20 protein-coding genes are annotated in these 20,776 nt (G+C 63.1%); 14 read left to right on the forward strand and 6 right to left on the reverse strand.

Features of this window, described 5'->3' with window-relative positions:
- Nucleotides 1–59: 59 nt before the first annotated feature.
- The 3 genes from yaaA to C6W91_RS06400 form a co-directional block, all read right to left on the reverse strand.
- Complete coding sequence (gene yaaA, locus C6W91_RS06390) at nucleotides 60–821, reverse strand: peroxide stress protein YaaA (RefSeq protein ID WP_274837936.1); 762 nt, start codon at nucleotides 819–821, stop codon at nucleotides 60–62.
- A gap of 30 nt (nucleotides 822–851) precedes the next feature.
- Nucleotides 852–2,912, reverse strand: a complete 2,061-nt coding sequence (recQ, locus tag C6W91_RS06395; protein ID WP_274837935.1) for a DNA helicase RecQ — start codon at nucleotides 2,910–2,912, stop codon at nucleotides 852–854.
- Between the two features lie 159 nt (nucleotides 2,913–3,071).
- A complete protein-coding gene (locus tag C6W91_RS06400; RefSeq protein ID WP_065272230.1) occupies nucleotides 3,072–3,359 on the reverse strand; it encodes a YggT family protein in 288 nt (95 codons plus the stop codon).
- A 130-nt stretch (nucleotides 3,360–3,489) separates the two neighbouring features.
- On the opposite strand from C6W91_RS06400, the gene C6W91_RS06405 reads away from it, so the two are divergent.
- From C6W91_RS06405 to C6W91_RS06455, 11 genes are all read left to right on the forward strand, one after another.
- Entirely contained in the window at nucleotides 3,490–4,050 is a 561-nt protein-coding gene (locus C6W91_RS06405) for an acyl-CoA thioesterase (RefSeq protein ID WP_274837934.1), read from the forward strand.
- Nucleotides 4,051–4,101: 51 nt separating this feature from the next.
- Nucleotides 4,102–5,466 (forward strand): MFS transporter, encoded by a 1,365-nt coding sequence (locus tag C6W91_RS06410; RefSeq protein ID WP_274837933.1) that lies wholly within the window; start codon nucleotides 4,102–4,104, stop codon nucleotides 5,464–5,466.
- 5 nt (nucleotides 5,467–5,471) lie between these two features.
- Nucleotides 5,472–6,332 (forward strand): penicillin-insensitive murein endopeptidase, encoded by an 861-nt coding sequence (gene mepA, locus C6W91_RS06415; protein WP_274831758.1) that lies wholly within the window; start codon nucleotides 5,472–5,474, stop codon nucleotides 6,330–6,332.
- Complete coding sequence (locus C6W91_RS06420) at nucleotides 6,305–7,228, forward strand: esterase-like activity of phytase family protein (RefSeq protein WP_274837932.1); 924 nt, start codon at nucleotides 6,305–6,307, stop codon at nucleotides 7,226–7,228. Before mepA ends, C6W91_RS06420 begins: the two co-directional genes overlap by 28 nt.
- A 232-nt stretch (nucleotides 7,229–7,460) precedes the next feature.
- Nucleotides 7,461–8,087 carry a queuosine precursor transporter gene (locus tag C6W91_RS06425; RefSeq protein WP_274837931.1) on the forward strand — a complete coding sequence of 209 codons (627 nt, stop codon included), beginning with the start codon at nucleotides 7,461–7,463 and terminating at the stop codon, nucleotides 8,085–8,087.
- A gap of 358 nt (nucleotides 8,088–8,445) precedes the next feature.
- Complete coding sequence (gene arfB, locus C6W91_RS06430; protein ID WP_065272226.1) at nucleotides 8,446–8,865, forward strand: alternative ribosome rescue aminoacyl-tRNA hydrolase ArfB; 420 nt, start codon at nucleotides 8,446–8,448, stop codon at nucleotides 8,863–8,865.
- 65 nt (nucleotides 8,866–8,930) lie between these two features.
- The gene (locus C6W91_RS06435; RefSeq protein WP_274837930.1) at nucleotides 8,931–9,677 is read left to right on the forward strand and encodes an SDR family oxidoreductase; all 747 of its coding nucleotides are present in this window, start codon (nucleotides 8,931–8,933) and stop codon (nucleotides 9,675–9,677) included.
- Nucleotides 9,678–9,722: 45 nt separating this feature from the next.
- Nucleotides 9,723–10,766 carry a P1 family peptidase gene (locus C6W91_RS06440; RefSeq protein WP_274837929.1) on the forward strand — a complete coding sequence of 348 codons (1,044 nt, stop codon included), beginning with the start codon at nucleotides 9,723–9,725 and terminating at the stop codon, nucleotides 10,764–10,766.
- Between the two features lie 100 nt (nucleotides 10,767–10,866).
- A complete protein-coding gene (locus C6W91_RS06445; RefSeq protein WP_274829449.1) occupies nucleotides 10,867–11,289 on the forward strand; it encodes a cytochrome c family protein in 423 nt (140 codons plus the stop codon).
- A gap of 159 nt (nucleotides 11,290–11,448) precedes the next feature.
- Nucleotides 11,449–11,991, forward strand: coding sequence for an isopentenyl-diphosphate Delta-isomerase (gene idi, locus C6W91_RS06450; RefSeq protein ID WP_274837928.1), 543 nt, complete (start codon nucleotides 11,449–11,451; stop codon nucleotides 11,989–11,991).
- Between the two features lie 113 nt (nucleotides 11,992–12,104).
- Nucleotides 12,105–13,361: a flavin-dependent oxidoreductase gene (locus C6W91_RS06455; protein WP_274837927.1), complete on the forward strand. Its 1,257-nt coding sequence runs from the start codon at nucleotides 12,105–12,107 to the stop codon at nucleotides 13,359–13,361.
- Between the two features lie 254 nt (nucleotides 13,362–13,615).
- Here C6W91_RS06455 and glpK read toward each other — a convergent pair whose 3' ends face one another.
- The 3 genes from glpK to panB all read right to left on the reverse strand — a co-directional run bounded on the left by glpK (nucleotide 13,616) and on the right by panB (nucleotide 16,878).
- Complete coding sequence (glpK, locus tag C6W91_RS06460) at nucleotides 13,616–15,106, reverse strand: glycerol kinase GlpK (RefSeq protein WP_065272220.1); 1,491 nt, start codon at nucleotides 15,104–15,106, stop codon at nucleotides 13,616–13,618.
- Between the two features lie 69 nt (nucleotides 15,107–15,175).
- A complete protein-coding gene (gene panC, locus C6W91_RS06465) occupies nucleotides 15,176–16,033 on the reverse strand; it encodes a pantoate--beta-alanine ligase (protein ID WP_274837926.1) in 858 nt (285 codons plus the stop codon).
- An 8-nt stretch (nucleotides 16,034–16,041) separates the two neighbouring features.
- Complete coding sequence (gene panB / locus C6W91_RS06470) at nucleotides 16,042–16,878, reverse strand: 3-methyl-2-oxobutanoate hydroxymethyltransferase (RefSeq protein ID WP_274837925.1); 837 nt, start codon at nucleotides 16,876–16,878, stop codon at nucleotides 16,042–16,044.
- Nucleotides 16,879–17,078: 200 nt separating this feature from the next.
- On the opposite strand from panB, the gene C6W91_RS06475 reads away from it, so the two are divergent.
- The 3 genes from C6W91_RS06475 (at nucleotide 17,079) to C6W91_RS06485 (ending at nucleotide 20,641) form a co-directional block, all read left to right on the forward strand.
- Nucleotides 17,079–18,557 carry an ABC transporter substrate-binding protein gene (locus tag C6W91_RS06475; protein WP_274837924.1) on the forward strand — a complete coding sequence of 493 codons (1,479 nt, stop codon included), beginning with the start codon at nucleotides 17,079–17,081 and terminating at the stop codon, nucleotides 18,555–18,557.
- A gap of 324 nt (nucleotides 18,558–18,881) precedes the next feature.
- Nucleotides 18,882–19,829, forward strand: a complete 948-nt coding sequence (locus tag C6W91_RS06480) for an ABC transporter permease (RefSeq protein WP_065272216.1) — start codon at nucleotides 18,882–18,884, stop codon at nucleotides 19,827–19,829.
- The gene (locus tag C6W91_RS06485; protein WP_065272215.1) at nucleotides 19,826–20,641 is read left to right on the forward strand and encodes an ABC transporter permease; all 816 of its coding nucleotides are present in this window, start codon (nucleotides 19,826–19,828) and stop codon (nucleotides 20,639–20,641) included. Before C6W91_RS06480 ends, C6W91_RS06485 begins: the two co-directional genes overlap by 4 nt.
- Nucleotides 20,642–20,776: the final 135 nt, after the last annotated feature.

Here is a 20,776-nt window from a genome sequence, read left to right on the forward strand (position 1 = left end):
GTGCAGATACCTTGTAGCTGCGAATGGCTCTGGGGCGGCACAAATGGGGCGGGCGGAGCTCAGCCGCGCAGGAACACCGGCTTGTCCGGCTCCGACAGCTCCGGTTTGTAGACGTAACCTCCGGTGTCGAAATCCTTAAGCGCCTCGGCATCGTTCAAACGGTGCTGGATGATATAGCGCGCCATCGCGCCGCGAGCCCGTTTGGCATAAAAACTGACGACCTTTGGCGTGTCGTTCTTCATCTCCATGAAGACCGGCGTGATCACCTTCGGCTTCAGCGCTTTCAGATCCACTGCGCCGAAATACTCCTGGCTGGCGCAGTTCACCAGAATATCGCTGCCTGTTTCTTCGGCCTGGCGGTTCAGGGCTTCGGCGATCTGGCTGCCCCAGTATTCATAAAGGTTCTTGCCGCGTTCGTTTTTCAGCCGCGATCCCATCTCTAGCCGGTAGGGTTGCATCCCGTCCATCGGCCGCAGCACCCCGTACAGCCCCGACAGAATGCGGAAATGATCCTGGGCCCAGGCCATTTCCTCGGCATCGAGCGAGGCGGCCTCAAGCCCCTGATAGGTATCGCCAGCAAAAGCCAGCACGGCGGGGCGCAGGCTATCGGTGGCCGGCTTTTCCTCAAAGCTACGGAAGCGGTCGTAGTTCAGCTTGGCCAGATCCTCGCTGATATGCATCAGCTTCATCAGCTCGGCCACCGACAGCTCCCGCGCCACGGCGTTGAGACGCACCGCGTCCTCCTGAAAGGCAGGCGCGGTCATTTCCATGTCGCGCTCTTCCCAGTCCAGTTTTTTCGCAGGGGAAACCACTACCAGCATCTGTCATCCTCGCTCTGTTCTGGGCCAGACTTAGCCCGCGCCGCGCAAGACGTCCAGAAACGCCGCCGCGAAACGTTCCGCGCGGCGCTCCCCCAGAAGCCGCTCCAGCCCCGCCTCATCGCCCGGCCGCATCTGGGCCACCTTGGCCAGCAGCGAGGCCGAGCAGCTGAGCGGTTTAAGCGTGCCGCATTCCCCCCGCGCCAGCTGCCCCTGAACCTCAAGCAATGCATCGTACAAAGACCCCGCCCCCTCCCGTGTCGCCAGTTTGCGCCGCTGCGGGTGCATCTGTTCCACGGCGCCGGTGATCACGCTCAGGAATTCATCGCCATATCGGTCCAGTTTTTTGGCGCCGACGCCGCTGATGCGGGCCATCTGATCCAGCGTTTCGGGCCGCTGTTCAGCCATCTCGATCAGGGTGCGATCCGGGAAGATCACATAGGCGGGGACCTTTTGCGCCTCGGCCAGCGCCCGGCGCTTTGCCTTCAGCGCCGACAAGAGCGGCGCGTCCTCGTCCGAGACCAGCGCCTTCACTGCCGGGCGCCTGTCAGCGGTCTTGATGGTATCCTTGCGCAACTCGATCCCGGCCTCGCCGCGCAGCACCGGCAGGGCCGCATCGGTCATACGCAGCGCGCCGTGTCGCTCGGGGTCCGGGCGCACCAGATCGTGCCCCATCATCTGCCGGAACACCGCCTGCCACTGGCCCTTGGCGTATTCCTTGCCGCAGCCAAAGACCGACAGCTCATCATGGCGTTTGGCCCGCACCCGGTCGGTTTCGGTCCCGCGCAGGATGTCGATCAGATGCCCAGCGCCATAGGTTTCCTGCGTGCGCAGGATCGCCGACAGCGCCTTGCGCACCGCCGTGGTGCCGTCAAAGACCTCCACCGGATTGTCGCAAAGATCGCAGTTGCCGCAGGGCTCTGCCGTTTCGCCGAAATAGGACAGAAGGTTTTGACGGCGGCATTTCAGCGCCTCGGCCAGCCCCAGCAGGGCGTTCAGCCGCGCATGATCCGCAGCGCGGCGTTCCGGCGGCGCCATGCCTTCGTCGATCTGGCTGCGGCGCAGGCGGATGTCCTCGGGCCCGAAAAGGGTCAGGGTTTCCGCAGGCGCGCCATCGCGGCCCGCGCGGCCGATTTCCTGATAATAGGCCTCGATGCTTTTGGGCAGATCCGCATGGGCAACCCAGCGGATGTCGGGCTTGTCGATGCCCATGCCAAAGGCCACCGTGGCCACCACAATCAACCCATCCTCGCGGGCAAAGCGGGTTTCCACGATGCGCCGGTCCTCGGCCTCCATGCCACCGTGGTAGTGACAGGCAACATGGCCCTCTTCGCGCAGCGCGGCGGCCAGCGCCTCGGTCTTGGCCCTTGTGCCGCAATAGACGATCCCCGATTGCCCCTTGCGGGCGGCAGCAAAGCCGAGGATCTGACGGCGCGGGCTGTCCTTGGTGCCAAAGGCAAGGTGAATATTGGGCCGGTCAAAGCCGCGCAGGAAGGCGCGCGGCGCCTGTCCATCGAACAGCTTCTGAACGATCTCTTCCTGGGTTTCCTGATCCGCCGTCGCGGTAAAAGCCGCCAGTGGCACGCCCAGCGCCTGGCGCAGCTCGCCGATGCGCAGGTAATCGGGACGGAAATCATGGCCCCACTGGCTGACGCAATGCGCCTCATCCACCGCGATCAACGAAACACCGATACGCCGCAGCATCCCCATCGCCGCCCCCGAAGCGAGCCGTTCCGGCGCCATGTACAAAAGCTTCAGCCGCCCCGCCTCGATCGCCTCCCAGACGGCCTCGGTCTCTTCTTCGGTATTGCCCGAGGTGAGCGCACCGGCGGCAACCCCAGCTTCCTGCAAGGCGCGCACCTGATCACGCATCAGGGCGATCAGCGGCGAGATCACCACCGTGACCCCATCGCGCATCAGGGCAGGCAATTGGAAGCACAGGGATTTACCGCCACCCGTCGGCATGATGGCCAGAACGTTTTCGCCTGCGGTCACCGCATCGACGATCTCTTCCTGTCCGGGGCGGAAGGCATCAAAACCGAAAATATCGCGCAGCAGCGGGGTCGCCTGTGGCAGGTCTGTCGTCTGCGTCATCAAAGGGAGGGCCTCAAGGGAGTGTCTGCTCGGATTTGGCACACAATCCCACAGGAGGAATCGGGCGGCAAGAGGCCGCCCAGTTAAATCACCGGTCTAATCCGCGAACATGGCGCACCGAACAGGCGCTGCCCGGCCTCACGGCCAGGCCAGACCGGATCAGTAGAACATCATCATGTTGTTCTGGATGATGATGCGCAGCGCATAGACCGCGATCAGCACCAGAAGCGGCGCCAGATCGATCCCCTGCATATTGGGCAGCAGGCGGCGGATCGGCGCATAAAGGGGCTCAAGGATGCGGTTGAGACCATACCAGATCTGCGCCACGAACTGCTGGTTCAGGTTCAAGACCTGGAAATTGATCAGCCAGCTCATGATCACATGCGCGATGATGAAGAACCAGACGATGTCCAGGATCAAAAGCAGGATTTGAAACAGCGATAACATCCTATTCCCCTATGTTAGCCAGCGTAACAGGTAAGCAGCCGGGTGCAGATGCGCAAGGCTTCCGCGAGGTTGCGGTTGACGGGCGGTAAATGGGTGGCAACACGGGCACATCGCAAAGGAAAGACCGCCCATGTTTCCCATCGTCCGCCTGCTGAAAGATCTGTTTGTCGCCAGCCGCATGGAACCCCTGCCGCTCACGGCCGTGCACCGCTCCAGCCATATCTGCTGGCCCTGGGATCTGGATATCTGGCTGGAGCTGAACAACGGCCGCGCGATGACCCTTTATGATCTGGGGCGCACCATGCTGGCGCAGCGCGTCGGGCTGATTGGCGCGCTGCGCCAGAACCGTTGGGGGATGACCGTGGCGGGCACCTCGGTGCGCTTCCGCCGCCGTATCCGGGGCTTTGAACGCTTCGAGATGCGCAGCCGCGCCGTGGCCTGGGACGACAAGTTCATCTATCTGGAGCAATCCATGTGGAAAAAGAACGGCGAATGCGCCAGCCACGTGATGCTGCGCACCGCCGTCACGGACGCAAAGGGCATCGTCCCCCCGACAAAGGTGCTGGCGGCCGTCGGTCAGGGGGACGCCGAAACCCCGACAATGCCCGAGTGGATCGCAGCCTGGTGTCAGGCTGATGCCACACGCCCCTGGCCACCGATGGCAGAGACGCAGGATGGGCTTGCTTCGTAATGCCAGCACCTGTCTTATCGGCAACAACAAAAGGTCGGGGGGATGGGCGACATGGCTGAGGTGTCACAGAAAAAGCGGATCTGGGGGTGGTGGTTCTTTGATTGGGCCAGCCAGCCCTATCACACGCTGCTTGTAACCTTTGTCTTTGGCCCCTTCTTTGCCGCCGTTGCCGCGCAGCATTTTCTGGGCCAGGGGCTGGCCGAGGAAGCCGCCAAGGCGCAGGCGCAGACGATCTGGTCCATCGGCATGACCGTGACCGGGCTGCTCATCGGCTTTGGTGCGCCGTTTCTGGGCGCACTGGCAGATATTTCGGGGCGCAAGATGCCCTGGATCATGGTGTTTTCCATGATGTACCTGATCGGCGCTTGGGGACTTTGGTACATGGACCCGGCAGGCAGCAACCTGTGGTGGATGCTGATCAGCTTCGGCTTTGGCTTTATCGGCGCTGAATTCGCCCTGATCTTCGTCAACGCGCAATTGCCGTCGATGGGCAGCAAGGAAGAGGTCGGCGCCATCTCCGGCTCCGGTTTCGCCTTTGGCTATCTCGGCGGGGTGATCGCGCTCTTTATCATGCTGCTGCTGTTCGTGGAGCAAGGCAACGGCAAGACCCTGATCGGGCTTGATCCCATTCTGGGGCTTGATGCCGAAGCAAAAGAGGGGACCCGCGCCGTCGGCCCGGTGACCGCCACCTGGTTCGCCGTCTTCATGGTTCCCTATTTCCTGTGGGTGCATGACAATCACGCCACCGGTCAGCGTGGCAGCATGGGCCGGGCGGTTCGGATGGTAATCAATCTGGTGGCCGGGCTGCGCCACCGCGCCAGCCTGACCAGTTACCTCGTCTCCTCGATGCTTTACCGGGATGCGCTCAACGGGCTTTATGCCTTTGGCGGTGTCTATGCGAGCCTGGTTCTGGACTGGTCGATCACCAATATCGGCATCTTTGGCATCATCGCCGCGATCTCGGCGGCCCTGTTCAGCTGGCTGGGCGGCAAGGCGGACAAACGCCATGGTCCCAAGCCGGTGATCATCGTCGCCATTCTGGTGCTGGCGCTGGTCTGCATTACCGTGGTCTCCATGTCGCGGGAGCAGTTCTTTGGCGTCGCACTATCCGAAGGTTCCTCCCTGCCCGATGCCGTATTTTTTGGCTGCGGCGTTCTGATCGGCGGTTTCGGCGGAATCCTGCAATCCGCCAGCCGCAGCCTGATGGTGCGCCACACGGATCTCGCCAAAGCCACGGAAAGCTTTGGACTTTATGGGCTTTCCGGGCGCGCGACTGCTTTCCTCGCGCCCGCGCTGATCGGCATTGCAACCACAATCACCGGCAGCGCCCGACTTGGTATCACTCCCGTCATCGGACTTTTTGTTCTAGGCTTGATTCTGTTGAAATGGGTTGAGGCCGAGGGAGACCAGACGTGAGACTGCTGTTTGCAACGCTTGTCGCGATTGCCGGTCTGATCGGGCCAGTTGCGGCGGAAACCCCGGCCAAGCAACTGTTCGGCGCCAAGGCGGTCGGATCCCAGCAACGGCCTGCACCGCTTGGCTCTTATGCCAAGGGCTGCGTCGCGGGGGCCGTGCAACTGCCGGAAACCGGCCCGACATGGCAGGCCATGCGCCTGTCGCGCAACCGCAACTGGGGCCACCCCGAGACCGTCGATTTCATCCGTGACCTTAGCACATTCGCGGCCCGACAACCGGGCTGGAAGGGGCTTTATATCGGTGACATCAGCCAGCCGCGCGGCGGCCCGATGCTGTCCGGCCACCGCAGCCACCAGATTGGCCTTGATATCGACATCTGGATGCGTCCGCCGGACCGGCTGAACCTCAGCCGCGCCCAGCGCGAAAAGGTCTCCTCGATCTCCATGCGCCGGGCCAAGGGCGCCTTTGTGAACAGTGACTGGACCCGTCAGCACCACGAGATCCTCAAGGCCGCCGCCAGCGACAAACGCGTGGCGCGGATCTTTGTCTTTCCCGGCGCCAAGGTTCAGATGTGCAAGGATGCCAAGGGCGACCGGCGCTGGTTGCGCAAGATCCGCCCCTGGTGGGGCCATCACTATCATTTCCACGTGCGGCTCAACTGTCCACGCGGCGCACGCGGCTGCGTCGATCAGAACCCGCCCCCGCGCGGCGATGGCTGCGCCGATGCGCAGAAATGGGTCGATGACATCCTGAACCCGCCGCCGCCCAAGCCGCGCGATCCCAATGCGCCAAAGCCCAAGCCGCGCCGCGACTACACGATGAAGGATCTGCCCCGGCAATGCGCCGCAGTCCTGCAATCAGATTAAGCCTTGCCCTCATGGCCGCAGCTGCGCTGGCCGTGGCGACCTACGCGGGCGCCCGGGCCGGGCGAGTGTCGGCTGAGGCGCGGCTGATCGGCAGCTATACCTGGGCGCCCCCGGTGCAGCCCGAAAAACCCTGGTTCGGCGGCTTTTCAGGCATTGAGATGGGCAAGGATGGTCGCTCCATGATCCTGCTCAGCGACCGGGCGCATCTGGTGAGGGCCCGGATCAATCGTACAGAGGGCAGGATCACCTCGGCGCGCGTCACCAAAAGACGCAGCCTGCGAGCCTCGACCGGGCGTATCCTGCAAGGACGCATCGTCGACAGCGAAGGGCTGGCCGTTGCCCCCGATGGCAGCCTTTATATCTCCTTCGAAGGGGTGTCGCGCGTGGCGCATCACCAGCGTGGAGGCAGCCGGGCGGAGGTCCTGCCCCGCCCCAACGCCTTCCGCCAGATGCCCGCCAACAAGGCGCTGGAGGCGCTGGCCATAGACGGCGGCGGTCACCTTTACACCCTGCCGGAAAACGCCCCGGACAAGGACGGCGACCTGCCGGTCTGGAAATGGAACGGCAGCCGCTGGAGCCAACCTTTCAGCCTGCCCCGGCGCGGGCGGTTCATGCCGGTGGGGGCGGATTTCGGCCCCGACGGGCGGTTCTACCTGCTGGAGCGGAACTTCCTGTTCTTCGGCTTCCGCTCCCGCCTGCGGCGCTGGGATATAACCGAGGACGGGCCGCAGAACGAAACCACCCTGCTGCAGACCGCGCTCGGCACCCACGATAATCTCGAAGGGGTGTCAATCTGGCGCGACGCAGCGGGGATCTTGCGCGCAACGATGGTCTCTGACGATAACTTCCTGTCAGTGCAGCGCACGGAACTGGTGGAATACAGCCTACCTGATTGACCCCGGCTGCTGCCGCATGCCACCGCGCAAAAGGACGCGCCCGCAGCGTGCCCTGCACGCTGCCCAGCCCAACGGGCGGGGGGACATCTGTGATGTCTCACCGGCGGGCGGGAGCCTCCCCTGTCTTGCCAAAAGCGTCAAAAAGGACTAACTGGCCCGATCCTTAGCGCAATCGCCCTGCGCCGGGTACATTCCACAAGTCTCCGCTACCTTGTCAAAACGGACCAGTTACATGACACGTTCCTATTTTCCCGGCATTCTTGCCATGGCCGCCGTCGTTGTGGCCTCCAACATCCTGGTGCAATTCCTGTTCGGCCAATGGCTGACCTGGGGCGCCTTCACCTATCCTGTCGCCTTTCTCGTCACCGATGTGATGAACCGCGTCTATGGCAAGGGTCCGGCGCGCCGGGTGGTTCTGGCCGGTTTCGTCGTCGGGGTGATCTGCTCGCTGATCGGCACTCAGATCATGGGCGAATTCGGCCCGCTGGTGACCCTGCGCATCGCGATTGGCTCGGGCCTTGCCTTCCTCACCGCGCAATTGCTGGATATCTCGGTCTTTTCCGCCCTGCGGGGTGGCAAATGGTGGCGTGCGCCGCTGGCCTCGACCCTGGTTGGCTCCAGCGTCGATACCGCGATCTTCTTCAGCGTCGCCTTTTCCGGCACGCTCAGCTGGATCGAACCGGCCAATGACGTCTCCTGGGCCGGTGAAATGCTGCCGCTGCTGGGCAGCGGTCCGGTGGCGCCGCTCTGGGTCTCGCTCGCCCTGGCAGACTGGATGGTGAAACTGGCGCTGGCGCTGCTGGCGCTGATCCCCTTCCGGCTGATCGTCAAACGGCTCACTGCGGTCCCAACCCTGTAGGGATCCCCCCAAAGGGCCACCTGCCAAGAAATCAGACACGCTTCGCCGCCTTTTCCCGATTGCCGCAATTTTTGTTTGGCAGATCGGACATTCCGTGCAACGCTCATTGGTAACGGAAACAGAAATGTAAAGGAGGTGATCCAGTGTCAAGAAAGGTATTGGAGCAAGGTGTTGGAACAACCGGAGGGTCCGCCTGCTGAGGCAGCCCTTTGCCGTGTGGTCCTATCGGCTGGCCTGCAAGATGCAGATCTAACCGACCCGACCTCCTGAAAACTTTCGAAGGGCCGTCCCGCAAGGGGCGGCCCTTTTACCTTGCCGCCTTTTACCTTGCTGCAAGCCGCTGTAGGCTCTGCCCGTTATGATACGGATCGACAACGATATCGCCCTGCAGGACTGGGAAATCACCGAAAGCTTCATCCGCGCCTCTGGGCCGGGTGGACAGAACGTGAACAAAGTGGCCACCGCCGTCGAACTGCGCTTCGAAGCCGCGCGCTCGCCCTCGCTGACACCGGCGGTCAAGGCGCGCCTGAAACGTCTGGCCGGGCGGCGCTGGACCAAGGAAGGCGCCATTATCCTGCATTGCGACGAAACCCGCTCGCAGCAGCGCAACCGCGATATCGTGCGCGACAGGCTCGCTGATCTGGTGCGCCAGGCGCTGGTGGCCCCAAAACGGCGGATCGCCACCAAACCGACACGCGGCTCGGTGCGCCGCCGCCTGGAGGCCAAGAAACAACGTGGCCAGATCAAGGCCGGCCGTGGCAAGATCGACCCGGACTGATCTCGCATTGCACCTGCCCAAATCGCTGTTAAAGCTATCAAAACGAGATTTGGGAGATAACGAATATGCGGCTTGCAGGAAAAACAGCGATTGTCACGGGTGGTGCCTCGGGATTTGGCGCGGGCATTGTAGAAAAGTTTCTGGCCGAAGGGGCCAAGGTGATGATTGCGGACATCAACGGTGATGCCGCAGCCGCCATGGCGGCGGATCTGGGCACGAATGCCATCGCGCAGGCGGTCGACGTTGCGGACGGTGCATCCGTCAATGCCATGGCAGAGGCTGCGCTGACCGCCTTTGGCAAGGTGGACATTCTGGTCAACAATGCCGGTGTCACACACCTGCCGACCCCACTGGATGAGGTGTCAGAGGAAGATTTTGACCGGGTGTTCAACGTGAACATGAAATCGGTCTACCTGACCGCCCGCGCCCTGGTGCCGCACATGAAGAGCCGCAAAACCGGCGCCATCCTCAATGTTGCCTCCACGGCCGGCGTGTCGCCGCGCCCCAACCTCAACTGGTATAATGCCTCAAAGGGCTGGATGATCACCGCGACCCGCACCATGGCGGTGGAGCTGGCCCCCAGCGGCGTGCGCGTCAACGCGATCAACCCGGTGGCCGGTGAAACGCCGCTGCTGAAATCCTTCATGGGCGAGGACACTCCCGAGGTGCGCGCCAAGTTCCTGTCGACCATCCCGCTGGGCCGGTTCTCCACGCCCGAGGACATGGGCAATGCCGCCTGTTTCCTGTGCTCGGACGAGGCCAGCATGGTCACCGGTGTCGCCATGGAAGTGGACGGCGGTCGCTGCATCTGACCCTTCGTAAACACCACTCGGAAACGACACGTCAGGAGAGCCGCCATGCGTCCCGGACCCCGCAACCTGATCACCGACGTGCCCGGCCTACTGGTCGGCAATGCAGCGGATGATGACCTGAAATCAGGCACCACGGTGCTGACGGCCAAGGACGGCCTGACGGCCTCGGTCCATGTCATGGGCGGGGCGCCGGGCACGCGGGAAACCGATCTTCTGGCGCCCGACAAATCGGTCGCCAAGATCGACGCGCTGGTGCTGTCGGGCGGCTCTGCCTTTGGCCTTGATGCCTGTTCCGGCGTGGTGGATGCGCTGCGCGCGGCGGGCCGGGGGTTCCAACTCGGACCAGCGGTGATCCCGCTGGTGCCCGGCGCCATCATCTTTGACCTGCTGAACGGCGGCAACAAGGACTGGCAGGACAACCCCTATCGCGCCCTTGGCCGCGCCGCGTTCGAGGCCGCAAGTGAGGAGTTTGCCATCGGCACCGCCGGGGCAGGCACCGGCGCACTGACCGCCATGGTCAAGGGTGGGCTTGGCTCGGCCTCCTTCGTGCTGGACAGCGGTGTCACCGTTGGTGCCCTTGTCGCGGCCAACCCGATGGGCGCCGTGACCACGCCGGGGGATCGCCATTTCTGGGCCGCCCCGTTTGAGGTGGATGGCGAGTTCGGCGGTCTGGGACCGGACCCGAGGGGTGGATTGGGTCAGGCGCTGAAAAGCCGCAAGATGCAGACTATGCGGGCGCAGGCCGGGGCCGAACCAATCCCTGAGGAGCGCGGCAACACCACCATTGCAATCGTCGCCACCGACGCCGATCTGACCAAGGCGCAGTGCCAGCGCATGGCCACCGCCGCCCATGACGGCATTGGCCGTGCCACCGTTCCGGCCCATGCGCCGGGCGATGGCGATCTGGTCTTTGCCGCCACCACCGGCGCCCGCCCTCTGGCATCGCCCGAGGCCGAATTGGGCCAGATCGGCCATGCTGCGGCGCTGTGCCTCAGCCGCGCCATCGGTCGTGCAATCTATAACGCAGAGCCCGCCGACGGCGACCTTTTGCCCTGCTGGAGCGGTGCGCCCGGCACCCCGTCGCAGTAGCAAGATCACGCGAACTTGGGGCGGCGCGTCAAAACGTCCATTGACTATGCGCCCCAAAGACCTCGTATTCCCTACAGCCAACTCAAATTGGAGCAAGCATATGAAACGTCTGATGTCCGCCGCCGTAATTGGCCTTCTCGCCGTCCCCGCCTTCGCCGAAGGCGATGCCGCCAAGGGCGAAAAGGGATTCAAGAAATGCAAATCCTGCCACATGGTCGTCTCGGACAGCGGCGAAACCATCGTCAAGGGCGGCAAGACCGGGCCGAACCTCTGGGGTGTCGCTGGTCGTCCGGCAGGCAGCTACGAAGGTTTCAAATACGGTAGCGACATGACCGCCGCCGGAGAAGCAGGCCTGGTCTGGACCGAAGAGAACTTTGTCGCCTTCACCCACGATCCCCGTGCCTTCCTGCGCGAATATCTGGACGACAGCGGCGCGAAATCGAAAATGTCCTTCAAGCTGAAAAAAGGCGGCGAAGACATCTATGCCTTCCTGGCCTCGCACGGACCCGCCGCCTCTGAATAAGCGATAGGCGCGGATTTAATCACTACAGGCCGCGGCCCAAGGGGCGCGGCCTTTCGCGTAATTGCGCTTGATCGTGTTTGCGAATAACGAATTGAAGATGCGGTGAGCGGACCCCTGTCCAAAGCCGCTGACGGGAATTGAAACGGACCTGAACCCGCGATGACTCATCCGATCCCGGCCTGGGTGAACGGCGAACTGACACCGGTGGAAAAGCTGGCGGCCCATGAACAGGGGCTGAAGCACAAGGCAGTGTCGGTCTTCGTCGTAAAAGGCACCGAAATCCTGATGCAGCGCCGCGCCATGGGCAAATATCACACCCCCGGGCTGTGGGCGAACACCTGCTGCACCCATCCGATGTGGGATGAGGCCTCCTCCGCCTGCGCCGTGCGTCGCATGGGCGAAGAGCTGGGCATCACCGGCCTTTATCCCGAATTCCGCCACCAGCTGGAATACCGCGCCGATGTCGGACACAGCATGATCGAACACGAGGTGGTCGATGTCTTTCTGGCCCACGCCCATCGGCCGCTGAATCTGGAACCCAATCCGGACGAGGTGATGGAGACGCGCTGGATCGACTATCACGACCTGATCGCAGAGGTGCAGCGCCACCCCGACCGGTTTACCCCTTGGCTGAAGATCTATCTTGGCAACTACGCCGATGTCATCTTTGGCCCCGATCTGATCATCGCCGCTCAGGATTGAGCCTGCACAGACCGGGGCCCGGGTCTGTGCCTTCGGGGTGAGTCAGCGCGCACTTGCTCTGATCAGATGAAGCATGTTTTCTAGGGCACCAGACCGAACAGGAGAAACGCGGAATGACCCTTCTCATCGCAGGTGGCGGTATTGCCGGCCTGACACTTGGATTGACGCTGCACCAGATCGGTGTGCCCTTTCACATCTGCGAATCCGCGCCCGAGCTGAAACCGATGGGGGTTGGCATCAACCTGCAACCCAATGCGGTGCGGGAACTCTTGGATCTGGGGCTGGAAAAAGAACTCGATGCCATTGGCGTGCGCACCCGGCAGCTGGGGTTCTACACCAAGCTGGGCAAGACCATCTGGGAAGAGCCGCGCGGCATGGATGCGGGCTATGCCTGGCCGCAGTATTCGGTGCATCGGGGCGCCCTACAGATGATGCTTTATGAGGCGCTGGTGGCCCGCGCCGGGGCAGAATGCATTTCGACCGGTGCCCGCGCCACCGGCTTTGAAACCACACCCGAGGGCGCCGTGCTTTTGCTCGACGATGGGCGGCGTCTTGAGGGACGGTTGCTGATTGCGGCCGACGGCATCCACTCGGCCCTGCGTAAACAGATGTACCCGAACGAAGGCGAGCCGATCTGGAACGGCCGGATCCTGTGGCGCGCCACGACGCAAGCCCCGGTCTGGAGCGGTGGCGGCGCCATGGTGATGATCGGCCACAACGCCCTGCGCATGGTGGCCTATCCGATTTCGGACCCCGGCAGCGACGGTCTGGCAACGATCAACTGGATCGCCGAGAAAAGCTTTGATCCGAGTGCCGCCTGGAAGAAGGAAGACTGGAACCGCGCGGCGGATATCGAGGATTTCGTCGGCGATTTCGAGGACTGGACATTCGACTGGATCGACGTACCCGGCCTGATCCGCGGCGCTGATGTGGTTTTTGAATACCCGATGGTGGACCGCGATCCGTTGCCGAAATGGACCGACGGATCAGTGACGTTGATGGGCGATGCGGCACATCCGACCTATCCTGTCGGCTCGAATGGGGCGAGCCAGGCCATTCTTGATGCCCGCCTGATCGGCGCCGAACTGCTGCGGCACGGGCTGACCCCTGCCGCGCTGGAAGCCTATGAGGCGGCGGTGCGCCCGCTGACCACCAACGTCGGCCTCGCCAACCGCAGCGCCGGCGGACCGGATGCGGTGCTGCAGATGGTCGAGGATCTCTGTGGCGGCGATTTCGAGACCGTCGAGGATGTGATCCCCATGGAGGATCTGGCCGCCCATGCGGCGAAGTACAAATCCATCGCCGGCTTCAGCATCGAGGAGCTGAACGCCCGTCCCCGCACGATAGCCGAAGGCGCGCAGCTGGGCTGAACCACCTCGGCTGCTACAGGGGCGCTCCCGCCGCTTTCCCGTGTCATCAAAGATGACGCGGTCTGCGTTGGGCCCGGCGGCGCACGATGTGCGCCGCGACAGGTTTTGCTGAGAAGCGTTTCAGGGGCAGGTCTGCCCTGAAAGCGCCTGTTCCAGTTTGGGACTGCGCCGAGTCGCCTCAAGGGTGCCCCCGCCTGCGGCGGGGCCGCTAGAGCGGCCCTTGACCCGAATCGGCGCGGGTTTGACCCGCAGGATCAGACGCCGATCACCGCCTGCACCGCCCGTTTCCAGCGACCGTAGGCGGCCTCTCTCTGGTCCGCCTCCATCGCGGGTGTGAACTGGCGATCCCGGGCCCAGGTTGCGGCAAAGCCGCTCTGGTCGGGATAAATACCGGCCTTCATGCCCGCCAGCCAGGCCGCGCCCAGCGCCGTGGTTTCCTGCATTACCGGCCGGTCGACCGGGGCGCCCAGGATGTCCGACAGGCTTTGCATGGTCCAGTCGCTGGCGCTCATCCCGCCATCGACGCGCAGGGTGACGCTGTCTTCGGCAGCCTCCTGCCAGTCGGCGCGCATCGCCTCCCACAGATCGCGGGTCTGATAGGCGACGCTTTGCAAGGCGGCACGGGCGAATTCCGCCGGGCCAGAGTTGCGGGTGAGGCCGAACATGCCGCCGCGGCAGTCGGGCTCCCAATAGGGCGCACCAAGACCGGTGAAGGCCGGCACCAGGATCACGTCCTGCCCGGGGTCTGCCGAGGCCGCCAGCCCACCGGTTTCCTGCGCCGAGCCGATGATGCCCAGCCCGTCGCGCAGCCATTGCACCGCTGCGCCCGCGATGAAGATCGATCCTTCCAGCGCGTAGGTCGGCTGGCCATCCAGCTGATAGGCGATGGTGGTCAGCATCCGGTTGCGGGATTCGACCGGCGTCGCGCCGGTATTGAGCAATGCAAAACAACCGGTGCCATAGGTGGATTTCATCATGCCGGGTTGGAAACAGGCCTGACCGATGGTGGCCGCCTGCTGATCCCCCGCCACGCCGAGGATCGGGATTTCAGCGCCGAAATGCTCGGCCGCAGCGATGCCGAAGTCTGCGGCGCAGTCCTTGACCTCGGGCAGCATCTGCATTGGCACATCCAGGACCTCACAGATCTCGGCGCTCCAGCCGCCTTCGCGGATGTCATACATCAGCGTGCGCGCAGCATTGGTGGCATCGGTCACATGGGCGGCGCCGCCGGTCAACCGCCAGATCAGGAAACTGTCCACGGTGCCGAACATCAGCTTGCCCTCGGCCGCGCGGCTGCGGGCGCCGGGCACAGTGTCGAGGATCCACTTGACCTTGGTGCCGGAAAAATAGGGATCAAGCAGCAGACCCGTCGTCTTGTGTACCAGATCGCCATGCCCGGCGGTCCGCAGCTCTTCGCAGATCGCCGAGGTGCGGCGGTCCTGCCAGACGATGGCCTTGTGGATGGGCTGGCCGGTTTCCCGGTCCCAGACCACCGTGGTTTCGCGCTGATTGGTGATGCCGATGGCGGTGATATCAGATGCCGAGATGCCCTGTTCCGAGATCACCCGGCGACAGACCTCCAGCGTGGAGGACCAGATTTCTTCGGGGTCATGTTCCACCCAGCCGGCCTGCGGGAAATACTGCGGGAACTCCTGCTGCGCGGTATGGGCGACCTGCATGTCCCCGTCGAACAAAATCGCCCGCGTCGAGGTCGTGCCCTGGTCGATCGCCAGAATAAAACTCATCTCCTGCCCTCTCTCCTGTCTTCTGAGGGCAGACTTTAGACGCAAAAGTGTTAGCGCGACCAGACCCGACTAATCACTTAGTTGCGGAACCGCGATATTGTCGATCAGCCGCACCCCATCGAGCCATGCCGCCACCAGGAGCCGCGCAGGCCGGGTTGGGGTTTGCAGCGGTGCCAGAGTGTCAGCGCAGCGCAGGTCCAGATACTCGACCTCACCAAAACCCGCGGCCTGCAGGGCGGCGCGCGCCTCTGGCTCGATCTGGTCGAAGGTTTCCCCGGCAGCCAGTCGACCCGCGCAGCCCGTCATGACGGGATAAAGCCGACCGGCCTTGTCCAAAGCCTCCGCCGACAGGCGCATATTGCGCGAGGACATGGCAAGACCAGAGTCTTCGCGTACGGTGGGGCAGCCTACGACTTCGATCGGGATATCGAGGTCCCGCGCCATGCGGCGCACCACCATCAGCTGCTGGAAATCCTTTTCGCCGAAAAACGCCTTGTGGGCGCCGGTCTGCAGGAAAAGCTTGGCCACAACGGTGGCAACACCATCGAAATGTCCGGGCCGGAAGGTGCCCTCCAGAACGTCTGTGATACCTTCGACCGAGACCGAGGTGGCATAGCCATCGGGATAGATCTGATCGGGGTCCGGTACATAGACCACATCGACATCGAACGGCGCGAGTTTTTCGGCATCCGCCTGTTCGGTGCGCGGGTATTTGGCCAGATCCTCGGGGCTGTTGAATTGCCGCGGGTTCACGAAAATGGTCACGATGACCCGGTCACAGGCTGCCTTGGCCGCCTCGACCAGCGACAGGTGGCCGGCGTGCAGGGCGCCCATCGTGGGTACGACACCGACGAGTTCACCAGCGCGGATCCAGGTGGCATGTTGTTCGCGCAGATCCGCAAGGCGGCGCAGAATAGGAGCAGTCATCGTATTGGTCAGCCCTTCTTGGCGCCGGGCGCCGCATCCGCGAAAACATGTTCAGCCGCCGGGAAGCTACGGCTGCGCACCTCGGTCGCGTATTCCTTGATCGCGGCCTCGGCCATGGGGCCAAGATCAGCATAGCGTTTGACAAACTTCGGTTTGAAGGCGGCGAACATGCCCAGCATGTCATCCAGCACCAGAACCTGCCCGTCGCAGCCTGCCGAGGCGCCGATACCAATAGTCGGAATGACGATCTCTGCGGTGATCTGATCGGCCAGGACCTGCGGCACCTTTTCCAGCACCACGGCAAAGGCGCCAGCCTCGGCAACGGCGTGGGCATCGGCAATCACCGCTTCTGCCTGCTCATCGCGGCCCTGCACCTTGTAACCGCCCAGCGTGTTGATCGACTGCGGCGTCAGACCGATATGCGCCATCACCGGGATGCCGCGTTTGACCAGGAACCGGATGGTCTCGGCCATCTCGACCCCGCCTTCCAGCTTGACCGCGCCAGCACCGGTTTCGCGCATCAGCCGCGCCGCATTGCCAAAGGCCTGTGCCGGGCCTTCCTCGTAGCTGCCAAAAGGCATGTCGATCACCATCAGCGCCCGTTTCAGCCCGCGCGCCACCGCCTGACCGTGCAGGATCATCATCTCCATGGTGACGCCCAGAGTCGAGGGCAGCCCATGCAGCACCATGCCGACACTATCCCCCACCAGAACGAAATCGCATGTGTCATCCATCAGCCCGGCCATCGGGGTGGTATAGGCTGTCAGGCTGACGATGGGATCCTGGCCCTTTCGGGCGCGGATATCTTCGGCCGTGATGGCCTTGGTCTGGAGGTTCGCGCTCATCTTCTTCCCACGTTGGTTTTGGGTTGCGGAGGGGTATCATTTCGCACCCGCAGCATCCAGTGCGCGAAATGTCTCCCCCCTTGTCTCTTTCTGCCGCAACGCCAAAACGCGACAGGCTCTTGATTAACACTGCAAAATCAGGACAGACTTCTGGCAAGCCCGCCAACAAGGGCGTGTTTCCAACATCAGGGAGTTTCAAAGTGACATTCAGATCCATCCTCTTTGCCGCCGGTTCCGCGCTGGCGCTGAGCACCGCAGCCGCCTGGGCCAAAGACAGCGTCACCATCGGTCTGCAGCTGGAACCGCCGCATCTGGACCCGACCAGCGCCGCTGCCGGGGCCATCGATCAGGTCCTCTACTCCAACGTCTTCGAAGGTCTGACCCGCTTCATGGGGGATGGCTCGGTTGTGCCGGGTCTCGCCAAAAGCTGGGACATTTCCGAGGACGGTCTGACCTATACATTCCACCTGCACGACGGCGTCACCTTCCATGACGGCACCACCATGGACGCCGAAGACGTGAAATTCAGCCTGGACCGCGCCCGCGCCGAAGACAGCACAAATGCGCAAAAGGCGCTGTTCTCGGACATCGCAGATGTCACCGTGGTTGATCCGATGACCGTCAAAGTCACGCTGAGCCAGCCCAACGGCAGCCTGCTGTTCAATCTGGCCTGGGGCGATGCCGTGATCGTGGCGCCGGAAAGCATCGAGGACATCAAGACCGCGCCGATGGGCACCGGTGCCTTCAAATTCGCAGGCTGGGTGCAGGGCGACCGCATCGATCTGGAAAAGAACGCCGATTACTGGGGCACCCCCGCGAAACTGGACAAGGCCACCTTCAAGTTCATCTCGGACCCCACCGCCGCCTTTGCAGCCGTGATGGCCGAGGATGTCGATGCTTTTTCCGGCTTCCCCGCGCCCGAGAACCTGCCGCAGTTCGACGCCGATCCGCGGTTCCAGGTTCTGGTCGGTTCGACCGAGGGGGAAACCATCCTGTCGACCAACAACAAACAGGCGCCCTTTGACAATGTGAAGGTGCGCGAGGCGCTGGCCCATGCCATCGATCGTCAGGCCATCATCGATGGCGCCATGTTCGGCTATGGCACGCCCATCGGCACCCATTTTGCGCCGCACAACCCGGCCTATGTGGATCTGACCGGTCAGTCCGCCTTTGATCCGGAAAAGGCCAAGGCGCTGCTGGCCGAGGCCGGTCTGCCGGACGGATTTGAAACCACCCTGCACCTGCCGCCGCCCTCTTATGCCCGCCGTGGCGGTGAGATCATCGCCGCCCAGCTGGCAAATGTCGGCATCAAAGCCGAGATCATCAACGTCGAATGGGCGCAGTGGCTGGAAACCGTCTTCCGCGGCAAGAACTTTGGCCTGACCATCGTCAGCCACACCGAGCCGATGGACATCGGGATCTATGCCCGCCCGGAATACTACTTCCAGTATGACAATCCGGACTTCCAGCAGCTGATGACCGACCTGAACGGCACCACCGATCCCGATCAGCGGACCGCGATGCTGCAGCAGGCGCAAAAGATCATCGCCGACGACTACGTCAACGGGTACCTGTTCCAGCTGGCTTCTCTCAGCGTGGCAAAGGCTGATCTTCAGGGTCTTTGGGCCAATGCGCCGACACAGGCGACCGACCTGACTGCTGTCAGCTGGGCCGAATAAGCCCTGCCAATCTACCCCAACAAAGGGCGCGCTGCGGCGCGCCCTTTTTCATGCCCGCACCGTACTTTCACCCCTCCGTCGGCCAGCGGCTCGGACCAGACGGATTCGCATATCGAATCGTGAATGCCCTGAAGAAAAAATGGCTTTGATGTCTGCTGCTTAGCTCGGATTCCGCACGCTTCACGACGGCTGCGCGTTAGCCGCACAAAAGATGACCAAAATGGCGATTTTTCACGGCCAGATCACAAAAATAATAGCGCCAGTTTCACCCTCTGCGCTGCTTGCTCTGGACCGATCCCTCTGCTGATTCTAGCCTGTGTCACAATGATACAATATTCTTTCAAACGACTGCTTTCGCTGTGCCTCAGCCTGGCTGTGGCCTCTATCGTGATCTTCGCGGTGATCGAAATCGCGCCCGGCGATCCGGCGTCCTTCATGCTGGGCATCAACGCCCAGCCTGACACCGTGGCGGCCCTGCGCAGTGAGCTGGGGCTCGATGAATCGAAGCTGCACCGCTACCTGACCTGGATCGGCGGCATGCTGACCGGCGATTTCGGCACATCTTATACCTACCGCACCCCGGTGGCCGAGATGATCGCCGACCGGCTGTGGGTATCGCTGCCGCTGGCGCTTTATGCGCTGGCGCTGTCGACGCTGATCGCATTTCCCGCCGGGATCTATGCTGCTGCACGGCGTGGGAAACCCGGAGACATGGCGGTGATGGGCGCAACCCAGCTGGGCGTCGCCATTCCGAACTTCTGGTTTGCGATGCTGCTTGTGCTTGTCTTTGCCATCAACCTGCGCTGGTTCAGCGCCGGGGGCTTTGGCGGCTGGGAAAACGGAATCTGGGCCGGGATGAAATCCCTGACCCTGCCCGCCATCGCGCTAGCCCTGCCGCAGGCGGCCATTCTGGCGCGGGTGATGCGCTCCGCCCTGCTGGATATTCTGGGCGAGGACTTCATGCGCACCGCTCGTGCCAAGGGTCTGACCCGCAGGCAGGCGCTGTGGCGGCACGGGCTGCGCAACGCGATGATCCCGGTGCTGACCATCATCGGTCTGCAGTTTTCCTTTCTGCTGGCCGGGGCGATCATCATCGAACAGGTGTTCTACCTGCCCGGCCTTGGACGGCTGGTGTTCCAGGCGATTTCCTCCCGCGATCTGATCGTGGTGGAATCGGTGGTGATGCTTCTGGTCTTTGCCGTGATCACCGTGAACTTTCTGGTCGATCTGGCCTATGCGCTGGTCGATCCCCGGCTAAGGAGCCGTACATGAGCCGCAGTCTGTTCCTTGGCATATTCCTGTCCTCGCTGGTGCTGCTGGCGGCGCTGCTGTCGTTCGTCTGGACGCCCTTTGACCACACGGCGATGGCCATCCCGGACAAGTTGCAACGGCCGAACGCCGTGCACTGGCTGGGTACCGATCACTTCGGACGCGACATCTTTTCGATGATCATGGTGGGCGCGCGCACCTCGCTGGCGGTGGCGCTGGTGGCCGTCGGTATCGGCATGGCCATCGGCATCCCGCTGGGGCTAACGGCGGCGGCGCGCAAAGGCTCTGTTCTGGACGAGTTGATCATGCGCGGCAACGATCTGGTCTTTGCCTTCCCGTCGCTTGTGATCGCGATCCTGATCACCGCCATCTTTGGCCCCGGCGCCATCAACGCGATCATCGCCATCGGCATATTCAATATCCCGGTCTTCGCCCGCATCACACGGGGGGCGGCCCTGTCGCTCTGGCAGCGGGAATTCATTCTCGCGGCGCAGGTTGCGGGCAAAGGCGCAGCGCGGATTTCAGCCGAGCATATCCTGCCCAACGTGGCGAACCTGCTGATCGTGCAGGGCACCATCCAGTTCAGCCTTGGCATTCTGGCCGAAGCAGGCCTCAGCTATGTCGGCCTTGGCGCGCAGCCGCCGACCCCCAGCTGGGGACGCATGCTGGCGGATGCGCAAACCATGGTCAGCTTTGCCCCGCATCTCGCGATCATTCCCGGGTCGGCCATCGTGCTGACCGTGCTTGGCCTCAACCTGATGGGCGACGGGCTGCGCGACTGGCTGGACCCCAAACTGCGGGAGGCCCGCACATGACACCGCTTTCCCACATCTCCGCAATGGCCATGTGCCCGGCACAGCCGGGCCGCGCCCGACCCTCCCCCCGGGAGGGCGCATTGCGCCCAGCCAGGCTCGGGCGCTCCCCTTGGTGTGATCTTATGGAAGGACGCC

The organism is Phaeobacter sp. SYSU ZJ3003 (genome assembly GCF_041300735.1).
Classification (GTDB): domain Bacteria; phylum Pseudomonadota; class Alphaproteobacteria; order Rhodobacterales; family Rhodobacteraceae; genus Phycobacter; species Phycobacter gallaeciensis_A.